The 18,469-nt window shown below is 66.8% G+C and carries 16 protein-coding genes, 1 tRNA gene and 1 other RNA gene; 3 read left to right on the top strand and 15 right to left on the bottom strand.

Features of this window, described 5'->3' with window-relative positions; all coding sequences use genetic code 11:
* Nucleotides 1–58: 58 nt before the first annotated feature.
* The 3 genes from HF886_RS05170 to HF886_RS05160 all read right to left on the bottom strand — a co-directional run bounded on the left by HF886_RS05170 (nucleotide 59) and on the right by HF886_RS05160 (nucleotide 2,142).
* Entirely contained in the window at nucleotides 59–697 is a 639-nt protein-coding gene (locus HF886_RS05170) for an MBL fold metallo-hydrolase (RefSeq protein ID WP_296549434.1), read from the bottom strand.
* Nucleotides 694–1,779 (bottom strand): S-(hydroxymethyl)mycothiol dehydrogenase, encoded by a 1,086-nt coding sequence (locus tag HF886_RS05165; protein ID WP_169651730.1) that lies wholly within the window; start codon nucleotides 1,777–1,779, stop codon nucleotides 694–696. Before HF886_RS05165 ends, HF886_RS05170 begins: the two co-directional genes overlap by 4 nt.
* Nucleotides 1,780–1,926: 147 nt before the next feature.
* Nucleotides 1,927–2,142: a hypothetical protein gene (locus tag HF886_RS05160; RefSeq protein WP_169619693.1), complete on the bottom strand. Its 216-nt coding sequence runs from the start codon at nucleotides 2,140–2,142 to the stop codon at nucleotides 1,927–1,929.
* 120 nt (nucleotides 2,143–2,262) lie between these two features.
* On the opposite strand from HF886_RS05160, the gene HF886_RS05155 reads away from it, so the two are divergent.
* Entirely contained in the window at nucleotides 2,263–4,029 is a 1,767-nt protein-coding gene (locus HF886_RS05155; protein WP_169651729.1) for a cutinase family protein, read from the top strand.
* A 252-nt stretch (nucleotides 4,030–4,281) separates the two neighbouring features.
* Nucleotides 4,282–6,801 (top strand): excinuclease ABC subunit UvrA, encoded by a 2,520-nt coding sequence (locus HF886_RS05150; RefSeq protein ID WP_169651728.1) that lies wholly within the window; start codon nucleotides 4,282–4,284, stop codon nucleotides 6,799–6,801.
* A 128-nt stretch (nucleotides 6,802–6,929) separates the two neighbouring features.
* Here the strand turns inward: HF886_RS05150 and HF886_RS05145 are convergent.
* From HF886_RS05145 to HF886_RS05115, 7 genes are all read right to left on the bottom strand, one after another.
* A tRNA-Ala gene (locus HF886_RS05145) sits at nucleotides 6,930–7,002 on the bottom strand.
* 134 nt (nucleotides 7,003–7,136) lie between these two features.
* Nucleotides 7,137–7,883, bottom strand: a complete 747-nt coding sequence (locus HF886_RS05140) for a DsbA family protein (RefSeq protein WP_169651727.1) — start codon at nucleotides 7,881–7,883, stop codon at nucleotides 7,137–7,139.
* Nucleotides 7,884–7,919: 36 nt separating this feature from the next.
* Nucleotides 7,920–8,408 (bottom strand): MauE/DoxX family redox-associated membrane protein, encoded by a 489-nt coding sequence (locus HF886_RS05135; protein ID WP_169651726.1) that lies wholly within the window; start codon nucleotides 8,406–8,408, stop codon nucleotides 7,920–7,922.
* 25 nt (nucleotides 8,409–8,433) lie between these two features.
* Nucleotides 8,434–9,657, bottom strand: a complete 1,224-nt coding sequence (locus HF886_RS05130; protein WP_169651725.1) for an MFS transporter — start codon at nucleotides 9,655–9,657, stop codon at nucleotides 8,434–8,436.
* Between the two features lie 81 nt (nucleotides 9,658–9,738).
* Entirely contained in the window at nucleotides 9,739–11,367 is a 1,629-nt protein-coding gene (pgm, locus tag HF886_RS05125) for a phosphoglucomutase (alpha-D-glucose-1,6-bisphosphate-dependent) (RefSeq protein WP_169651724.1), read from the bottom strand.
* Nucleotides 11,368–11,934: 567 nt separating this feature from the next.
* Nucleotides 11,935–12,177, bottom strand: coding sequence for a DUF2630 family protein (locus HF886_RS05120; protein WP_169651723.1), 243 nt, complete (start codon nucleotides 12,175–12,177; stop codon nucleotides 11,935–11,937).
* 888 nt (nucleotides 12,178–13,065) lie between these two features.
* Nucleotides 13,066–14,403, bottom strand: coding sequence for a DUF2254 domain-containing protein (locus HF886_RS05115; protein WP_206038545.1), 1,338 nt, complete (start codon nucleotides 14,401–14,403; stop codon nucleotides 13,066–13,068).
* A gap of 118 nt (nucleotides 14,404–14,521) precedes the next feature.
* On the opposite strand from HF886_RS05115, the gene HF886_RS05110 reads away from it, so the two are divergent.
* A complete protein-coding gene (locus HF886_RS05110; protein WP_346765303.1) occupies nucleotides 14,522–15,037 on the top strand; it encodes an SRPBCC domain-containing protein in 516 nt (171 codons plus the stop codon).
* A gap of 67 nt (nucleotides 15,038–15,104) precedes the next feature.
* Here HF886_RS05110 and ssrA read toward each other — a convergent pair.
* The 5 genes from ssrA to ftsX form a co-directional block, all read right to left on the bottom strand.
* Nucleotides 15,105–15,476, bottom strand: a transfer-messenger RNA (tmRNA) gene (gene ssrA, locus HF886_RS05105).
* Between the two features lie 124 nt (nucleotides 15,477–15,600).
* A complete protein-coding gene (locus HF886_RS05100) occupies nucleotides 15,601–16,011 on the bottom strand; it encodes a TIGR03667 family PPOX class F420-dependent oxidoreductase (protein ID WP_169651721.1) in 411 nt (136 codons plus the stop codon).
* A gap of 121 nt (nucleotides 16,012–16,132) precedes the next feature.
* Nucleotides 16,133–16,990, bottom strand: a complete 858-nt coding sequence (locus HF886_RS05095; RefSeq protein WP_169651826.1) for a DMT family transporter — start codon at nucleotides 16,988–16,990, stop codon at nucleotides 16,133–16,135.
* Complete coding sequence (gene smpB / locus HF886_RS05090) at nucleotides 16,987–17,463, bottom strand: SsrA-binding protein SmpB (RefSeq protein WP_169619705.1); 477 nt, start codon at nucleotides 17,461–17,463, stop codon at nucleotides 16,987–16,989. The genes HF886_RS05095 and smpB overlap by 4 nt, the downstream gene beginning before the upstream one ends.
* Before the next feature lie 69 nt (nucleotides 17,464–17,532).
* The gene (gene ftsX / locus HF886_RS05085; protein ID WP_169619706.1) at nucleotides 17,533–18,438 is read right to left on the bottom strand and encodes a permease-like cell division protein FtsX; all 906 of its coding nucleotides are present in this window, start codon (nucleotides 18,436–18,438) and stop codon (nucleotides 17,533–17,535) included.
* Nucleotides 18,439–18,469 lie beyond the last annotated feature (31 nt).

Genomic DNA, 18,469 nt, shown 5'->3' with positions numbered 1-18,469 from the left:
CGCCGCCCACGCGGGTGGTTCCGGCGGCGTCCGGCCCCGGAACCACCTGCGACGGGTGTCAGCTACCCCGCTTGATCCACTCTTCGAGGTGCGGAGACTCCGTGCCGATCGTGGTTCCGTCACCGTGCCCGGTGTGCACCGTGGTCTCGGCGGGCAGCGCGAACAGCTTGTCGCGGATCGACCCGATGATCGTCGGGAAATCCGAGAAGGAGCGTCCGGTCGCACCCGGGCCGCCCGAGAACAACGTGTCGCCGGTGAACAATTCGCCGGCTTCGGGCAGGTACAGGCAGACCGAACCCGGTGAGTGACCCGGTGTCGCGATCGTCTGAATGTCGGTGCCCGCCACCGAGATCCGTTGCCCGTCTTCGATTGTGCCGTGGGCGACGCCCGGGTGGGTCATCTCCCAGAGCATGTCGTCTGCGGGGTTGAGGAGGATCGGCGCGTCGAGCTTGTCCGACAGCTCGGGTGCGACGGTGATGTGATCGTTGTGCGCGTGGGTGCAGACGATCGCCACCACGTTGCGGCCGCCGACGGCATCGATGATCGGCTGCGCTGTGTGCGCGGCGTCGATCACCACCACCTCGTCGTCGTTGCCGACCAGCCAGATGTTGTTGTCGACTTCCCACTCCCCGCCGTCGAGGGCGAAGATCCCGCGGGTGACGACCCGATCCACCCGGATCGGCGACACGGTGCTCACAAGACCACCACCGATCGGAGGACCTCACCGCGGTGCATCGTCTCGAACGCCTTCTCGACATCGTCGATGCCGATCCGTTCGGTGACGAACTTCTCGAGGGGCAGACGTCCCTGCTGGTACAGGTCGACGTACGTCGGGAAGTCACGTTCGGGCAGGCAATCCCCGTACCACGAACTCTTGAGGGAGCCGCCGTGGGAGAAGAAGTCGATGAGCGGCATCTCGAGGGTCATGTCCGGAGTCGGAACACCCACCAGAACGACGGTGCCCGCCAGGTCGCGGGCGTAGAAGGCCTGCTTGTAAGTCTCCGGGCGACCGACGGCGTCGATCACGACGTCGGCACCGAAGCCGCCGGTGATCTCCTTGATCGCCTCGACCGCGTCGGTCGAGGTGGAGTTGATCGTGTGGGTCGCTCCCAAGTCGGTGGCCCACTCGAGCTTCTTGTCGTCGCGGTCGACGGCGATGATCTTGCCGGCGCCGGCGAGCCGGGCACCCATGATCGCGGCGTCGCCGACGCCGCCGCATCCGATGACCGCGACCGACTGGCCGCGCGTCACGCCGCCCGTATTCACGGCGGCACCGAGGCCCGCCATCACGCCGCAGCCGAGCAGGCCCACCACGGCGGGATCCGCGCTCGGATCGACCTTGGTGCACTGGCCGGCGTGCACGAGGGTCTTGTCGGCAAACGCGCCGATACCCAGCGCAGGGCTCAGTTCCGTGCCGTCCTCGAGGGTCATCTTCTGGGTGGCGTTGAACGTCGAGAAGCAGTACTGGGGCTGACCACGCTTACACGCGCGGCACTGCCCGCACACGGCACGCCAGTTCAGGACCACGAAATCGCCCACGGCGACCGACTCGACACCTTCGCCGACCGATTCGACGACACCTGCCGCTTCGTGTCCGAGCAGGAACGGGAACTCGTCGTTGATTCCACCCTCGCGGTAGTGCAGATCCGTGTGGCACACACCGCACGCAGCGATCGCGACGACGACTTCGCCCGGCCCGGGATCGGGTATCACGATGGGGACGACCTCGACGGGGACTCCCTTCGCGCGTGCGATAACTCCGCGGACTGTCTGCGACATGGTGATGTCTCCTTCGTACTGTGGCTCGCGCCGATCGGTGATATCGACCCTATCGCCTCCCGGCAGGCCCCAACGCGTCGTCGAGGAGGAGCCCGGCCGGGGGAAAGATCAGAACGGGCAGCCCGGCGGGCGAACGCTGGATTTGGATCACTCGTCCCGGAAGCGCAGGCCCCGTCCGGCGAGTTCCTCACCCAGAATGCGGATCGCCTTCGGGCCGACGCCGTGGATGGTCAGCAGTTCTTTCGACGTCACCGAGGTCAGGTCGTCGAACCGCGTGTATCCGTGCTTGGACAGGGCACGCCGAGACACCTTTCCCATCGCGGCCGGGAGCTCGGTCCCGGACGAGCCGTCGGATGTGTCCATGCGTCTCTCCTCCGCCGCGGGCTTCGATGTAACACAGGGACGGGTTTGTACGACGTGTGATGTGACCCGCCCGCATCCTCGCACCGGATGTTCGACAGGTGAAACGGATTGGAAAAGCCCATGGCTAATGGAACGTCGCCGTCACGCGGCAAGATTTTCGCGGGCGTGCTCGCGCCTCTCGCGCTCGGGGTCGCGGCGGCAGTCGCCATCGCGTGGCCGCAACCGACCCCGCCCACCGTCGCCGACCCCGCTCTGGCGGGTATGGCCTCGACGACCGAATGCCATGACATGGTCAGCATCGGCGTCGGCGGACGTGGAGACACCCCCCGCGACCAGACCAAGATGCTCGTCGATGAGAACGGCAACAGGTTGCCCGCGGCGCAGCAGGGCGCGTACCGGAGCCACTGGGTGGATCCGGTGATCAACGCGCCGATGAAGGACCACGAGGGCGAGAACGGGTACGCGGCGATCTACGTCGAGTACCCCGCCGACCTGTCGAGCTACGAAGACGCCGTGAACACGGGCGCCGACAACACCATCAAGGTCATGAAGGCGATCCAGGCCTCGTGCCCCGATACGCAGTTCGCCATCGTCGGCTTCAGCGAAGGCGCGGATGTCGCCCGGCGTGCGGCGATGCAGATCGGCAACCAGGAGCAGAACCCGGACGGCACCTGGCCGAACGGCGATCCTTCTGCGGTCACGGGAGTCGTCATTCTGTCCGACGCCGGCCGCGGCGTCGACGGAGGATTCTTCCCGGGCGCCGACGATCCCAGCAACCCCAACGGCTTCGACCGTCCCTACGAGCCGGGCGCGGGCCCCGCTCCCGGTGGCGGAGTGCTGCCCGGAACGGGCGGCGGGTTCGGCCATCTGGACGGCAAGGTTGCCTCCTTCTGCTCCGAGGGAGACTTCGCATGCTCGACGCCCGACAACATCGCCCTGATCGAACTGCTGGTCAACCTCGGCCGTCAGGTCAACGGTGATGCGTTCGAGCGGGAGGGGCTGTCCCCTGCCACGGGTGCCGATCTCGCGCAGGTCGTGGGCCGGGTCGCGCTGCTGGCCCTCGCCGATGTCTCCGCCAACGAGGACTGGATGCAGTCGGATGAGACGTTCCTCGACGTTCTGATCAAGGTGTCCGACCCCGATTACGTCCCGGCGGCTCCCAAGACCACGCCGGTCGCCGACGGCGCCCAGCCCATCCCCGCGGACCGCCTGGCCAACCTCGCGTACCTCCCGGAGAAGCTCCTCAAGGAAGTCGTCGGATTTGTGCGGAGCAACCAGAACACCCTCGCGGTGATCATGAGCGATCCGTACGACCAGACCTTCGGTTACAACAAGGAGACGGACGACCATTACGGTCACCACTTCGACTACTGGGACGACGACATCGACGGCAAGGGCACCAGCACCGTCGACTATGCGGCCGCATGGCTCAACCACCTTGCCGAGCAGGCCAAGCAGGGCAAGCCCGTGTCCAGGGACGCCGAAGCCAAGGCGATGCGGATGATGGCCGCCGCCGAGGCTGCGGAAGGCTCCGAGACCCCGGAGACCTCCGAGACGACACCCGCGCCCGCTCCCAGCGAGCAGACGGACACCTCGCCGACACAGGACGGCGTTGTACCGGCACCCTCCGCTCCGGCACCGGGTGCTCCCGCACCGAGCGTCGCCCCCGCACCGGCCGCACCGTCGGGCACGCCGCCCGTCGTCGCACCGGCTCCGGGCACAGTTCCCGCTCCCGAAGGTGCCGGCGCGCCGGCGCCGGCGACGGGCGAGACCACCGCCGGTCAGCCGACCACCGGTGAGCCGACGACGGAGCAGCCGACGGGCACCACCGCCCCGGCCACCACGACGGTGCCTACGACGACCCCGTCGCCGCAGCCCGTTTCCTGACCACCAGGTAACTCGGCGCCAGTACTCGCAGCTTCGACCCCGGCCTCCCCGAGCGCCGCGGCCGTACCGCGAGTCCTGGCGCCGAGTTTTTTCTTCTGCTCCAGTACCGTGAGGACAGACCGGTCCGAATCCTGACACCGGTAGGTGTTCCGGACGGAATCCCTTACCGGCAGTCTCGACAGCGCGCTCCCCTGACCAGAAGGGTCGGCGAGGCGGCTGCTTCTTCACCGCCTGCGCGGAGGGACTCACAGCATGGCCGAGCACGACGAACCGCAGAGTTCCCTCCCCACCTCGATTCGCGTGCGTGGCGCGCACGTGAACAACCTGCGGCACATCGACGTAGATCTACCGCTGAACACGCTCGTCTCCATCGCGGGCGTCTCCGGATCCGGAAAATCGTCGTTCGCTCTAGGGGTGCTCTACGCGGAAGGATCGCGACGCTATCTCGAGGCGCTGTCCACGTACACGCGTCGGCGGCTGACGCAGGCAACGCGCGCGGCAGTCGACAGCGTCGAGCACGTCCCCGCCGCGCTCGCACTCCGCCAGCGGCCCGCGGTCCCCGGCGTGCGATCCACGTTCGGAACCTCCACAGAGCTGCTGAACAGCCTCCGGTTGATCTTCTCCCGCCTCGGCCACCATCGGTGTCCCAACGGGCACCTGATGGAACCCACGATCGATGTCGCCCGCGATCTGCCACTGACCTGCCCGGTGTGCGGGGTCGTGTTCGGCCCGCCGAGCGCCGAGTCCTTCGCGTTCAACAGCGAAGGCGCGTGCGAGCGTTGTGGCGGTACCGGCATCGTGCGCGACGTCGACGACACCACCCTGGTCCCGGACGAGTCGCTGACCATCGACGAGGGCGCGGTCGCGCCGTGGGGCATGTTCGGACTCGTGGCGAACCCGAAAGTTGTCGCCGAGATGGGTGTCCGCACCACGGTGCCGTTCGCCGAACTCACCGAGCAGGAACGGAAGATCGTGTTCGCCGGCCCGGAGGAGAAGCGCTCGATCCTGTACCCGTCGAAGAACGGGAAGCTGTTCGACCTCAACGTCACCTACCGCAATGCCCACCAGTCCGTCGTCGAAGCGTTGAAGAAGGCGGAGACGGAGAAGGGTCTGGGACGGATCGAGCGGTTCCTGAGCGTGCAGACCTGCCCGGCCTGCGAGGGCACGAGACTCAGCACCCGGGCCCGCTCGACTCTCGTCGACGGAATATCCCTCGCCGACGCGACAGCGAAAACCCTGGAAGACGTCACGGCCTGGGTTCGGACTCTCCCGGCTCTCGTGCCCGCGGACATGACCGCGATGGCGGACAGCATCGTCACCCAGATGGTCGAGACCGCCCGGATGCTGCTCGGCCTCGGGCTGGGCTACCTCACCCTCGACCGCGCGTCGTCGACTCTCTCCACGGGGGAACGTCAGCGCGTGCAGCTCTCGCGCGCCGTCCGCAATCGCACCACCGGCGTTCTGTACGTGCTCGACGAGCCCTCCATCGGGATGCACCCGTCCAACATCGACGGGCTCATCGCGGTCATCAGGAAGCTGCTCGCGGACGGGAACTCCGTCGTGATCGTAGACCACGACACCCAGGTCCTCCGGGAAGCGGACTGGCTCATCGAGATCGGTCCCGGCTCCGGCGCAGAGGGCGGCACCGTCATCGCATCCAGCACGCTGCCGGAACTCGAGGGCAACCCACGGTCCCGTATCGCGCCGTTCCTCACGGACACGGTGCACGAGCGTGTCCGTTCACTGGCCGAGGCCGGTGCGGTGTTCGATCACGGGCATATCCGGATGTCCACCACCCCGATCCACACGGTCCATGCCCTCGACGTCGACCTGCCCAAAGGACGACTCACCGCTGTCACGGGCGTGTCCGGTTCGGGTAAGACGACCGTGATCCTCGAGAGCCTCGTCCCGGCGCTCACCGCGGTCGCCGCGGGGAACAGGCTTCCCCCACACGTGACGAGCGTCGATCCCGCCGGCATCGGCAGCGTCGCAGTTGTCGACGCCGCCCCCATCGGACTGAACGTCCGTTCGACCGTGGCCACCTACAGCGGCGTCCTCGACGAGTTGCGGCGCGCGTACGCCGCCACCCCCGACGCGAAGGAACGCGGCCTGAAAGCCGGCGATTTCTCCTACAACACCGGGTCGTTGCGGTGCCCGGACTGCGACGGCACCGGGCAGATCTCTCTCGACGTGCAGTTCCTCCCCGACGTCGACATCGTCTGTCCCGGATGCGAGGGGGCCCGCTACAACGCCGCCGCCCACGACATCGTCCGCACCGTGCCCCATGCCGACGGAGAGCAACGAGAAGCACTCTCGCTACCCGCGGTGCTCCGGCTCACCATCGAACAGGCCCTTCCCGAACTCGCCGACCTCAGAAAGGTGCACAGCCGGCTCCGGGTGCTCGCGGACCTCGGCCTCGGGTATCTCACCCTCGGTGAAGCGACCACGACCCTTTCCGGTGGTGAGGCACAAAGGCTCAAGCTCTCCGCCGACATCGACCGAGATCAGCACGACACCCTGTTCGTGCTGGACGAGCCCTCGATCGGACTGCATCCCCTCGACGTGCGGACGCTTCTCCGTGTGCTCGACCGTCTCATCGTCCGCGGCGCCACCGTCGTCATCATCGAGCACGATCTCGACATGATCCGCAACGCGGACTACGTGATCGACCTCGGTCCGGGAGGGGGCACCTCAGGGGGACGCATCACCGCCACGGGAACGCCGGACGAGATCGCCGCGGACGCTGACAGCATCACGGGCCGGTATCTCTGAAGTGGCGGCGACTCCGCGAAGCTGACTACGGGGTGCACGGTGAGCGATGAACGAGTCGACCTCATCGACCCACCCACAAACGAAACTTGCCCCGCCATCAGGCGGGGCAAGTTTGTGTTCGGGTTACGTGGAGCTAAGGGGACTCGAACCCCTGACCCCCACACTGCCAGTGTGGTGCGCTACCAGCTGCGCCATAGCCCCGTATCCATTTTCTGCGCGTCGGGGGCAACCCCGTGCGCTGAAAGAAAGTTACACCATTGCGCTCGCCGCCAACAAATCGCCTGGTCGGCGGGGGAACGGTGGGAGGCGCCCTGCCGGGGCCTCCCACCGCGCTGCTATCCGGACAGTTCGGCGATCCAGTTCTCGTTGCCGAGGGCATCGATGACGGTGCCGTTGTAGATCACGGCAGGCGTGCCGGTCGCGCCGGTCGTCGCAAGCTTCTGCCTACCGGCCTCCGCGTCGACGGCCGCCTGCTCCACGCGGGCTCCGTCGGCGATGCACTGCACGGTTTCGTCGGATGCGCCCGCATCGCGTGCCAGTTGCGCGAGTGCAGCGTTGTCGAGGTCGCTGTCCCCGCCCTCCGCCGGCTGCGTATCGGGCGAGAGGAGCGTGTCGTGGAACTTGGAGAAGACCACCGCGTCACCGCTCTCCGCGACGCATTGCGCTGCGGCCACAGAACGTGTCGAGTAATCGCCGCTGCTGGACAGCCGGTCGAGGAACGCAAGAATGTGGTACCGGACAGCAACCTCGCCGTTGTCGATCGCCTGGGCGAGTTCCTGCGAGTGCTTGTGCTCGAGTTCGGCGCAGTACGGGCACATCGGGTCTTCGTACAGATCGATGGTGGCCGCGGCGTCGGGCCGACCGAGGAGAATCGCTCCGTCGTCGAGGCTCACCTCCACCGCGGCGTTCTGCACCGTCCCGTATCCGTCGTTCCGGGCGTCACTACCGCCCGAGGTCCACAGCACGCCGCCGATGACGAGCGCCGCGATCACCACGACAGCGACGCCGCCGAGGATGTAGGTGAACTTGTTCGACGTCGGTTCCGGCGTGTACTTCACCGGTTTGACCTTCTTCGCATTCACGACTTCTGCCCTTTGTTCGTCGGAGAATGTCCGGGTTCACTCTGCCACTGTGGGCTGAGGACGCACTGAGAGCGTCCGCGATCCGGGGCCCAGCGCGGCGGGTGTGCGCGGGAACACCATGAGCCAGACGGCTGCCGCGAGGAATCCCAGGTCTCGCAGGATCTCGGAGGCGTAATCCCAGGCGCCGACGTCGGCGACGACACCACCACCACCGAAGCATCCGCAGTCGATCGACAGGCCGCGCGCCCAAGCCGAGGCAATCGCCGCGATGAGCACTACCAGGCCCATCGCAGTCGCCACCGCCGCCGGGCGTACCGCCAACCCGATGAGCAGCAACAGTCCCAGGATGAGTTCGACCACCGGGAAGACCGCGGCGAACGGCCGCACCAGGTCCGCGGGAATCAGTTGGTACGCCCGTACCGCAACTACGGTCTGGGTGGGGTCGGAGAACTTGCTCCACCCCGACACCAGCCACACGGCTGCCAAACCCACGCGCGCAGCCGTCGAGACGATGCGAATCCACACACGTTCGACAGTACCGATCCCGTGCTCAGCTGCCAGTGTCCTTGATCACCTCGTCCGCTGGGGTGATGCTGTCGCGGGTGCGGCGGCCGGCGAGAAACCACGGAACCGCGGCGACCAGCATGATGACGCCTGTCACGGCGAACGCCGTCGAGAACGACAGGTACTGGGCGAGCAGTCCCGCCACGACCGGCCCGATCACCGTGCCGACGTCTGCCGTCATCTGGAAGGTGGCGAGGACGGGTCCACCGCGCGCCTTGCTGCCGACGACGTCGGCGACCGCGGCCTGCTGCGACGGGTTCGACAGACCTGACCCGAGTCCTGCCACGAACGACGTGATGAGGAAGAGCGCCACGCTCTCGGTCAGCCCCATCACGATGGTGCCGACACCGCAGATCATGAGCCCGGCGAGGACGAACGGTCGCCGTCCGTACCGGTCCGACCACCTGCCCGCGCGGATGAGCACGACAGCATTGCCCACGGCGAATGCGGTGAGAGCGATGCCTGCGAACGCCTCTCCCTGCCCCAGGGCTTCGACGACGAAGAGCGGCACCATCGCGACGCGCACCCCGAAGACCGCCCAGCCGTTGGCGAAGTTCGAACCGAGAGCGGCGCGATAGATCGGGGAGCCCAGCGCTTCCCGCAACCCCATGATCCGAAGCCCTTCACCCGTGGTGGGCTGCGCCAGGTGCGACGAGCGCAACATCACGCCCACCACAGCGGCGGCGATCAGCAGGGCCACGGCGTAGATCAGGAACGGTGCCCGCAGGCCGAGGCCTGTCAGCGCGCCGCCCACGAGGGGGCCGAAGATATTTCCGAGCAGGAAGCTGGTGGCGTACAGGCCCGAGACGCGACCACGGGCATCGGGCGGCGCGATACGCACCAGCAGGCCCAGTGCCGACACCGTGAACATCGTGGAGCCGATACCGCCGAGCCCCCGGAAGACGAGCAGCTGCCAGTAGGTTTCCGCAAAGGCACACGCGCCGGTCGAGACGGCCACGATGAGCAGCCCCGTGATGTAGATGGGCCGCTCCCCCAGCTTCTGGACGAGCCGTCCGCTGAACGGGGCGAATATCAGGCGCATCGCGGCGAACGCCGAGATCACGACGGATGCGGCAGTCACTCCCACGTCGAAGCTGCGCGCGAATTGCGGGAGTGCCGGGGCGACGAGCCCGAAGCCGAGCGCGATGACGAAACTCGCCGCGACCAGAACCCAGATCTCCCGCGGCAACGCCGCCTCACGTGTACGCATGATGCCCACGATGTTAGCTACGCGCACGACCCGGCCGGCGCTGCGGATCTCCGCGCCGCACGCCGGCCGGGACGGGACCGATCAGGACAGGACCGACGACACGAGGTCCCGGGCCGCCTGCTGCACCTCCGCGAGATGCTCCGGGCCCCGGAAGGACTCCGCATAGATCTTGTACACGTCCTCGGTCCCGGAGGGCCGGGCGGCGAACCATGCGTTCTCCGTGGTCACCTTCAGGCCACCGATAGGGGCCCCGTTGCCCGGGGCGGTGGTGAGCGTCGCGGTGATCGGCTCGCCGGCGAGTTCGGTGGCGTCGACCTGGTCGGGAGACAGTTTCGCGAGCACCGCCTTCTGGTCGCGCGTCGCCGGTGCGTCGACCCGGGCGTACGACGGACTGCCGTACCGGGCCGCGAGGTCTCCGTAGTACTGCGAGGGGCTCTTGCCCGCGACGGCCGTGATCTCGGCAGCGAGCAGAGCCAGGACGATGCCGTCCTTGTCGGTGGTCCAGACCGAGCCGTCGTGCCGGAGGAACGACGCACCCGCACTCTCCTCACCTCCGAAACCCAGCGAGCCGTCGAGCAGGCCGGGCACGAACCACTTGAAACCGACCGGTACCTCGAGCAGGGACCGGCCGAGACCCGAGGCGACCCGGTCGATCATCGACGAGCTGACCAGGGTCTTGCCGACCTTACTTTCGGCAGACCACCCGGGCCGGTTCCGGAACAGGTAGTCGATGGCCACCGCGAGGTAGTGATTCGGATTGAGCAGACCGGCGTCCGGAGTGACGATGCCGTGCCGATCGGCGTCGGCGTCGTTGCCGGTCGCCAGGTCGAAATCGTGACGCGCCTCGATCATGGACGCCATCGCATTGGGCGACGAGCAGTCCATGCGGATCTTGCCGTCGGTGTCGAGTGTCATGAAACGCCAGGTTCCGTCGACGAGGGGGTTCACGACCGTCAGGTCCAGATCGTGCCGTTCGGCGATTTCGCCCCAGTAGTCGACGCTCGCGCCGCCCATGGGATCGGCACCGATGCGCAGTCCTGCGGCGCGGATCGCACCGAGGTCGACGACGTTCGGCAGGTCGTCGATATAGGTCGCGAGGAAGTCGTATCGCCCTGCCCCGCCCAGGGCGGAAGCCACCGAAACCCTTTTCACACCGGCGAGTCCGGCGGCGAGCAGTTCGTTGGCGCGTGCCGCGATCGCCGAGGTCGCGTCACTGTCGGCAGGACCACCCGAAGGCGGGTTGTACTTGAAGCCGCCGTCGCGCGGAGGGTTGTGGGAGGGGGTCACCACGATCCCGTCGGCACGGTGACCTGCCCCTGCGTTGTGCCGCAGGATCGCATGGCTGACCGCAGGCGTCGGGGTGTAGCGATCGCGGGAATCGATGATGACTTCGACGTCGTTGGCGACGAGCACCTCGAGCGCGGTAGCCCATGCCGGTTCGGACAGTGCATGCGTGTCGCGGCCGAGGAACAGCGGCCCCCCGGTGCCCTGCCCCGCCCGGTATTCGACGATCGCCTGCGTGGTGGCGAGAATGTGGTCTTCGTTGAACGCACCGGCGAGGCTCGAACCGCGATGCCCGGACGTTCCGAATGCCACCTGCTGCAGTGGGTCTTCCGGGTCCGGTTTCACGGTGTAGTACGCGGTGACCAAGTGTGCGAGGTCTTCCAGATCCTCCGCAGTCGCCCGCTGCCCCGCTCGTTCGTGCGCCATGTGACCTCCTCGTCGACGGTATAGGTCTCATCTTGCCCGTGTGCGCCAGGGCATGCGCGAGGTACACCCCTGATCGCGGGCGAACAGAACACGATTCGAACGACGGGTGTAGCCCCTCACGTGCCGGGTCTGCAGCGGACGAGACGCCGTGAGAGGGGGCTCTCGCACTGCACGACGATCATCCGAAATGAGAAGTACCGATGGCTGATTCGAACAACCCGGACAGTTCGGCAACCGTGAGGACACCGAAGAACTGGCCCATCGCGGAGGTGAAGCCGGCACCGCAAGCCTCGGCGACAAGAAAGTGCCGATCCCCAGGGAGGCCGGCAGCAAGGGCACGCAGGCGCAACCCACCGAAGCCAAGGCTCGCGGCGGCAAGAAGAGCGGAAACTCGTACCACGCATGCAGGGACGGGAGGGCTCGGCAGAAATGCCGAGCCCTCCCGCGTTCGATTGATCTCGGTGCAGCACCGCTCACCCGAGGTACCGGTCGGCTCATATCGCCACCTGCGGCGCCACTGTCCCGTAAACCCCGGTGCCCCAATATCTTCGGGGCGAACAATCGCGCCTACTGCCGATACGATTCGACCTCTCCCACCGGGCGCGGCTCCGCATCGTCGGGGTCGCCACCGAACTCCGCCCTTGCCCGCCGCTGCCGTAGCAGATCCCAGCACTGATCGAGGCGCTCCTCCACCATGCGCAGTTCCTCGCGGTCCTCGTCGGAGACCCCGTCGCTTCCTGATTGCCTGCGCAACTCCTGCTCACGCTGGACCAGCTGTTCGATTCGCCCGAACAGATCTTCTTCTGTCATCGTCGGCCTCCTTCTACACAGCGCGTGTCGAAACAGTGCATACCGAAGGCATAGCCGGTGGCGTGTATGCGAAACACTGTCCGCAACCCATGCACGGCGTCCACTAGGCCCGCGGAGGCGAGAACAACGGCGGCGGTAACTCGTCGCCGGCGCGCGGAAGGGCCCCGCTCGATGCCGGGCCCTTCCGGTGTGTTCGTGGCAGTAGACCGGTCGGCGGCACACGATGTCGCCGGTCCCTGTTGATCGCGATCACACCCGCGTACCCGGAATACCGCGGAACGAGAGTGTGTTGAACGGGGCGGATCGGGACGGCACCGTGTCCCCCGGGCTCAATCCCGTTGCCGTCGCAGAGTTCCGTTGGGCTGGAGCTGCGATATGCCTTTCGCCGTGAGGCGACCGGACGTCCCGATCCACTTCGTACTTACCGGGAATCCCCATCCTCTGCGGAGGACGAGGCCTCGTCGGCGTCGCCGAACATGACCGCGAGGCGCGCTTTGATCTCTGCTGTACTCATCGATCCGCTTCGGCTGGTATGGCGAACAGGGTCCGAGGACGAACCAGACGACGTGCCGATAGCTGAAAACGTGGAATCACTCATCTCGACCGGGTGGTCCTTTCAGGGCAATAGCTCGATACGACCTCTGTGCCTGACCGGAGAACCGCCTCGATGAGGACGGGTAAGCCCGCTCCGGGAGAGAACCCCAGACAGGCGGGCAACTGGCTGTACCCGGGTCTCCCGGCGCGATCGCGCCGGGAGAAGACCTATTCTTTCTACCTCTGTTCGGTCGTCGGCGCCACTCGGACAACCGACCAGTGCCGTCGAAATCTGTTCTTGCCCACAAGATCAGCTACGCATGCGCGGAGTACCCACCGACGTAAGCTGGGCGATCAGTCGAGACGGTGCTCGGCCGGATCGACCGCGGACCGGGCCACCGCCTCGAGCAGCGCCAGATCTTCCGGGTGAATGTCGGTGCGGTCGGAGGCGGTTTCGAGAACCATCCGGATCTGCCGCTCGAGGGCGGGCACATGCTCGGGCCGGCCCGCGTCACGGACGTGCTCGACCAGCATCCGCAACACCCGGATCAGCGCCAGCGTCACATGCACCTGACCGGCACTGGTGCGACGGATCTCGTCGAACGCATGCCCGATGTATTCGTCGGGCGAGAGCAGCCACGGTCGCACCAGCACCCGCCCGTCGGGGCCACCCACCGACACTTCCTGCTCCGGTGCAACGAGGACGATTCGCAGCAGACTGCCCAGTCGCAGAACGACCTCGATTGCCGTCGTGGGGTCGTTGATCGCGGGACTGAGCGCGCGCAACGCGATGTCGACGAGTTGCCGCAGTCCGAAGTCGAAATCCTGCTGCATGGTTCGGGCGTCGCCGATCGTGACCGTGGCGAGGAGGCGGGCGCGTACACGTTCGGCGTCCTGCGGTGCGGGATGAATGCGCATGAGAACTTCCCCGCGGTGGATATACGCGCCCGGTCGCGTCTCGAGTCGCACGACCGTCGACGGCGGGATCGCGTGGAGGATGTACTCGGTCGGCGCCTGCGAGACCCACCCGTCCGCATGGGCCAGCACTGTGACGTCGTCTGCGGACTCGTCGAACCGCACCGGCCCGGCCGGGACTTCCCGTTCTGCCGCACGGGTCATCGCCTCGATCACCAGGTCCGCTTCGTTGCTGATGGACCGGACCACCTCGCCGACCTGTAGCCGGTGTGCAAGCCGGTCGAGGTACGCGACGATCAGCATCACCGTCGCGACGGTCAGGACAAGTGACACCGTCATCGCGATGCTCGGTGCGGGCGACGTGGCGTCACCACCGACGTGACGCAGGGTGAGGACGCAGAATACGAACGTCGCGACGAGCATGCCTATTACGGTCTGGCTGAAGCGATCCCGGATGAACGAGCGCATCACGCGAGGAGAGAACTGACTGCTCGCCAGTTGCAGGCTCACGACCGTCAGCGAGAAAACCACTCCCGCGGTGGTGATGGTGGCGCCGGCGACGGTGCTGAGCAACCACGTCGCCGCGTTGGTCTGCATGTCCACGGTCCACGGCGCCGAGTCCGCGTCCTCGACGGTTCGGTCGAGCACCGCGGTCACCTCCGCGGCGACCACGCCTGCGACGACGATGAGCGCGGGCAACGCGAACAGGCTTTCCCGGAATCGGTACACGGCCGACGCCAGGCGCAGACGGGGCAGCGGAGCGGGGGCGGTCCTCATGCCTGCCGACTGTATCCATCGAGCGACCCGCCGGCGGAACATCCGTCGACGTCGGCGGTCACACGTATTCGGTTCTCACAGCCGCGGGATCCGATGATTTCTTCCCGACCCGCAGGTCATACCCGACGACCGCGTCCGATCCACCCCGACAGGAGGGCACCGTGCCGATTCCTTCGATGTCGTCAGCACCCGCACGTTCAGTGCACCCGCCGAGGAGGTGTGGCGCGCGTGGCAGGACCCGGAACATGTCAAGAGGTGGTGGGGACCTCACGGTTTCACCGTTCCGGTCGCGGACCTCGACTTCCGAGTCGGTGGCACGTCACTGGTCGGCATGCGCGCTCCGGCCGAGTACGGCGGACAGGACATGTTCAACACCTGGACCTACCGCAGGATCGAGCCGACCAGTCTCCTCGAGTTCGACCTCGCCTTCACCGATGCGTCGGGCACGCGGGTCGCATCCCCGCCCGGGGTCCCCGAAGACGTGCGGCACGTCATCACGTTCGTGCCGGGCAGCGACGGCCGGACAATGCTGACCGTCACGGAGTTCGGGTACGCGGATGAACAGGCACGCGACCTGTCGAAGGCAGGGCTCGAGCAATGCCTCGACAAGATGACGGATCTGCCGACGAGCTAGCTAGCCTTCCCTCGTCAAAAAAAGGACCCCGGGTGGGATACCTCGAAAGGTCTCCCACCCGGGGTTTCGGTGGAGCTGCCGGGAATCGAACCCGGGTCCTCCGCCGCCTCGCCAGGGCTTCTCCGTGTGCAGTTCGCTATGTCTCTACTTGGATCTCCCGTTCCCGCGAACAAGACGAGATGACGATCCCAGTCGCTGTTTGATGTCCCATCCGACTCCGCGACCGAGCCGAACGGTAAAGCTCTCTAGTCGATGCCAGGATCCGGGTCGAGAGCAAACCCGGTCTGACAGAGACGCAATCGCTACTTAGGCAGCGAGGGCGTACTCGCGCTGAGTGGTCTCGGCGCTTAATTGGTTGCAGCGACGCTTACGGTGGTCTCTTGCCTGCACCGACACGCTTCCCCTAGCTCAACGTACGCAGTCGAAACCGTTCAGCCCCGCACGTCCCTGCGAGGTCGTGTAACCCCGCAGGACTACCCACTGTAGCGACGAATCCGCCCGTTGTCATTCTCATTGTCACAGCGGGCCGACGAGAGAGAATGAGCCTGCTCACACCGCATCCGCTACCACTGGCGGACGCGGACCGGAATCACTCGGACCGGCACCGAGTAGTCGTCGCGAAAGCGGGCGGGCGTGTAGTCGAGGGAGGCCATCTGCTGCTCGTACTTCTCCACGTATCGGTTCCAGTCGTCGTCCGGAACGTCGGCGTCGAGGACGGCGTGGCCCGTGAACACCGCGACGTCGCCGCCGTGGGCATCCGAGTTGAGGTTGAGCGCCACGCGGGGATCGGCGGCGATGTTTGCGAGTTTGCGTGTGCCCGGCTGCGAGAACAACAGGAAGCTGCCATCCCTCCACAGAAACCACACGGGGGTCGGCACCGGCGTGGACTTCGCGTCCACCGTGGTCAGCCAGATCACCGATTCGTCGGCGAGCCTCCGCGCGACGGTGACGGACAGGTCGAGAGTATCGGTCATCGGTCGCCTCCCGGCAGCTCACACGGACTCGCGGCAAGCAGAGACGAGCTCGCAGGTCGCTGTCCCGAACAACCTTCAGGCTACGGTCGGCGCGCAGGTTCCGGCCGGGCTTCGAGCAGACTCACGCCGCGACACTGATGAGCGCTACCGCAACACCTGCCGCGAGCATGCCGAGCAGCCGGAGCCGGCCCACGCGTTCCCCCAGCACGATCATCGCGAGGAGGACCGTCGCGGCGGGGTACAGGGCTGCGACGACACTGACGAGCGACAACATGCCCTGCTGGTAGGCGAAGATGAGGGCACCGTTGGCGAGGACGTCGAGCGCACCGATCCCGAGCAGGATCGGCACCATGTCCCGGGTCGGCCACACCACCTTGCGCCAGACCACCGCGATGACGGACCACACGACGAGTGTCGCGGTCAGACGCGAGGCGACGAGCCCCCACAGCCCGGTGCCTTCGTCGATCTGGCCCAGCGTGATGAACGACAAAGCGAACGCGATGCCCGACCCCACCGTCAGCCACGCCACCTTCACGGTGAAGCGGGGATGTTCGTTGCCGACGACGGTCTCGTCGGATTCGCGGCTGACCAGTGCCACCGCGACGACCGCGATGACGATGCCCACATACGACAGCAGTCCCGGACGTTCACCGAGCGAAATGCCCACGAGCACAGGGATGCCCGCGACAAGGATCGCGGTGAGCGGGGACACTACCGACATCGGTCCGGAGGCGAGCGCCAGATAGAACCACCAGATCGCGATGCCGCCGGCGATCCCCGAGACCGCTCCCCACCCGAGCGACGCGGCCGTCGGCCCTCCCCCGACGAACGGCGCGACAAGGAGTGACACTACGAGCGAGACCGGGTACGTGACGGCGATGACGCCGAGGGCGCTGGCACGACGCGACGATGCTCCACCCGCGAAGTCGCTGAGCCCGTATGCGAGGGCCGCGACCAGCGCGAGGGCGACCGCGATCAGCGGCGCATACCCTTCACGCGTCGTCCCAGTTCGCGGGTCACCTCGCGTTCGGCGGTCCGGCGCGCGAGATCCTGGCGCTTGTCGTAGTCCTGCTTGCCGCGCGCGAGCGCGAGCTCGACCTTGACCTTGCCGTCGGAGAAGTACATCGACAGCGGCACGAGAGTCTGGTTGCCCTCGCGGGTCTTGCCGACGAGGGTGTCGATTTCGCGGCGGTGCAGTAGCAGCTTGCGGGTGCGGCGCGGAGCATGGTTGGTCCATGTGCCGTGCCCGTATTCCGGGATGTGCAATCCGCGCAGCCACACCTCACCGTCGTCGACGGTGGCGAATGCGTCGACGAGCGATGCCTTGCCTTCCCGGAGGCTCTTCACCTCGGTCCCGACGAGAGCGATCCCCGTCTCGAAGGTGTCGATGATGGCGTAGTTGTGACGTGCCTTGCGGTTGGTCGCGATGACCTTCCGGCCCTTTTCCTTCACTTACAGGCCCTTCCGGTCCTCGAACGGTCGATACAGAACACAGTCCAGCATAGGAACCGCGGCAACTCGTTATTCACGCACGTACAGGCGAAGGGTCACGTACGAGGTCAACGCCGCCATTCCCACGCCGACGAGAACGAGGAACGGCGCGATGAACACGACGTCGCTGTCGGTGATGCGGGCGACGATGTTCGCGTCGTATACCTCGGAGAGCATGTCGTCGACGAACATGCTCTTGGCCGCGAAGAGCCCTCCGATGGCCAGCGCGGCACCGACCACCGCGGCAACCACGGCTTCGAGCAGGAACGGCAGCTGGGTGTACCAGCGGGTCGCGCCGACCAGCCGCATGATGCCCACCTCGGTCCGGCGGGTGAACGCCGCGATCTGCACCATGTTGGCGATGAGCAGCACCGCCGCGATCGCCTGGATGGTCGCGATGGCGAAGGCGGCGTTGCGGATACCGCCGAGCACGCCGAACAGCCGCTCGACGAGGTCCTGCTGGTTGAGGACGCTGTCGACTCCGGGTCGCGTCCCGAATTCGTCCTGGATCATGGCGAACCGGTCCGGGTCCGACATCTTGATCTTGAACGATGCGGGGAAGCTGTCGGCGCTCACGAGTTCGGCGAGCTCGGGCTGGTCCGCGAACACGCGATCCGTCGCGTCGGCCACCGCGTCGTCGCGGCTGAGGTACTGCACCGAGACGACGTCGTCGGTGTTCTCGATGTCGCTGCGCAGCGTGCTGCAGATCTCCTGCTCGCACTCCGGGTCGAGTGAGGAGACGTCTTCGGTGAGGAACACCTGCACTTCCACGCGGTCGAGGAAGATCTGCTGCGTCTTGCCCGCCATCTGGACCACCAGCAGGCCGGCTCCGAACAACGCGAGAGAGATCGCGGTGGTGAGGATCATCGCGATCGTCATGGTGAGGTTTCGGCGCAGGCCGGTGGTGACCTCGCTGAACAGGAAACTGGCACGCATCGGGTGGGGGATCCTTCGGTTGCCGGGTGGA

The organism is Rhodococcus sp. 105337, from assembly GCF_012844225.1.
Lineage (GTDB): Bacteria > Actinomycetota > Actinomycetes > Mycobacteriales > Mycobacteriaceae > Rhodococcus.
This window is presented reverse-complemented; position numbering and strand designations above follow the sequence as displayed.

Bases quoted from the DNA above. Each gene is read 5' to 3' on its own strand.
- HF886_RS05130 (WP_169651725.1), bottom strand. From the start codon at position 9,657: ATGCGTACACGTGAGGCGGCGTTGCCGCGGGAGATCTGGGTTCTGGTC.
- HF886_RS05160 (WP_169619693.1), bottom strand. From the start codon at position 2,142: ATGGACACATCCGACGGCTCGTCCGGGACCGAGCTCCCGGCCGCGATG.
- HF886_RS05120 (WP_169651723.1), bottom strand. From the start codon at position 12,177: ATGACAGAAGAAGATCTGTTCGGGCGAATCGAACAGCTGGTCCAGCGT.
- HF886_RS05115 (WP_206038545.1), bottom strand. From the start codon at position 14,403: ATGAGGACCGCCCCCGCTCCGCTGCCCCGTCTGCGCCTGGCGTCGGCC.
- pgm (WP_169651724.1), bottom strand. From the start codon at position 11,367: ATGGCGCACGAACGAGCGGGGCAGCGGGCGACTGCGGAGGATCTGGAA.
- HF886_RS05155 (WP_169651729.1), top strand. From the start codon at position 2,263: ATGGCTAATGGAACGTCGCCGTCACGCGGCAAGATTTTCGCGGGCGTG.
- HF886_RS05100 (WP_169651721.1), bottom strand. From the start codon at position 16,011: ATGACCGATACTCTCGACCTGTCCGTCACCGTCGCGCGGAGGCTCGCC.
- HF886_RS05150 (WP_169651728.1), top strand. From the start codon at position 4,282: ATGGCCGAGCACGACGAACCGCAGAGTTCCCTCCCCACCTCGATTCGC.
- ftsX (WP_169619706.1), bottom strand. From the start codon at position 18,438: ATGCGTGCCAGTTTCCTGTTCAGCGAGGTCACCACCGGCCTGCGCCGA.
- HF886_RS05165 (WP_169651730.1), bottom strand. From the start codon at position 1,779: ATGTCGCAGACAGTCCGCGGAGTTATCGCACGCGCGAAGGGAGTCCCC.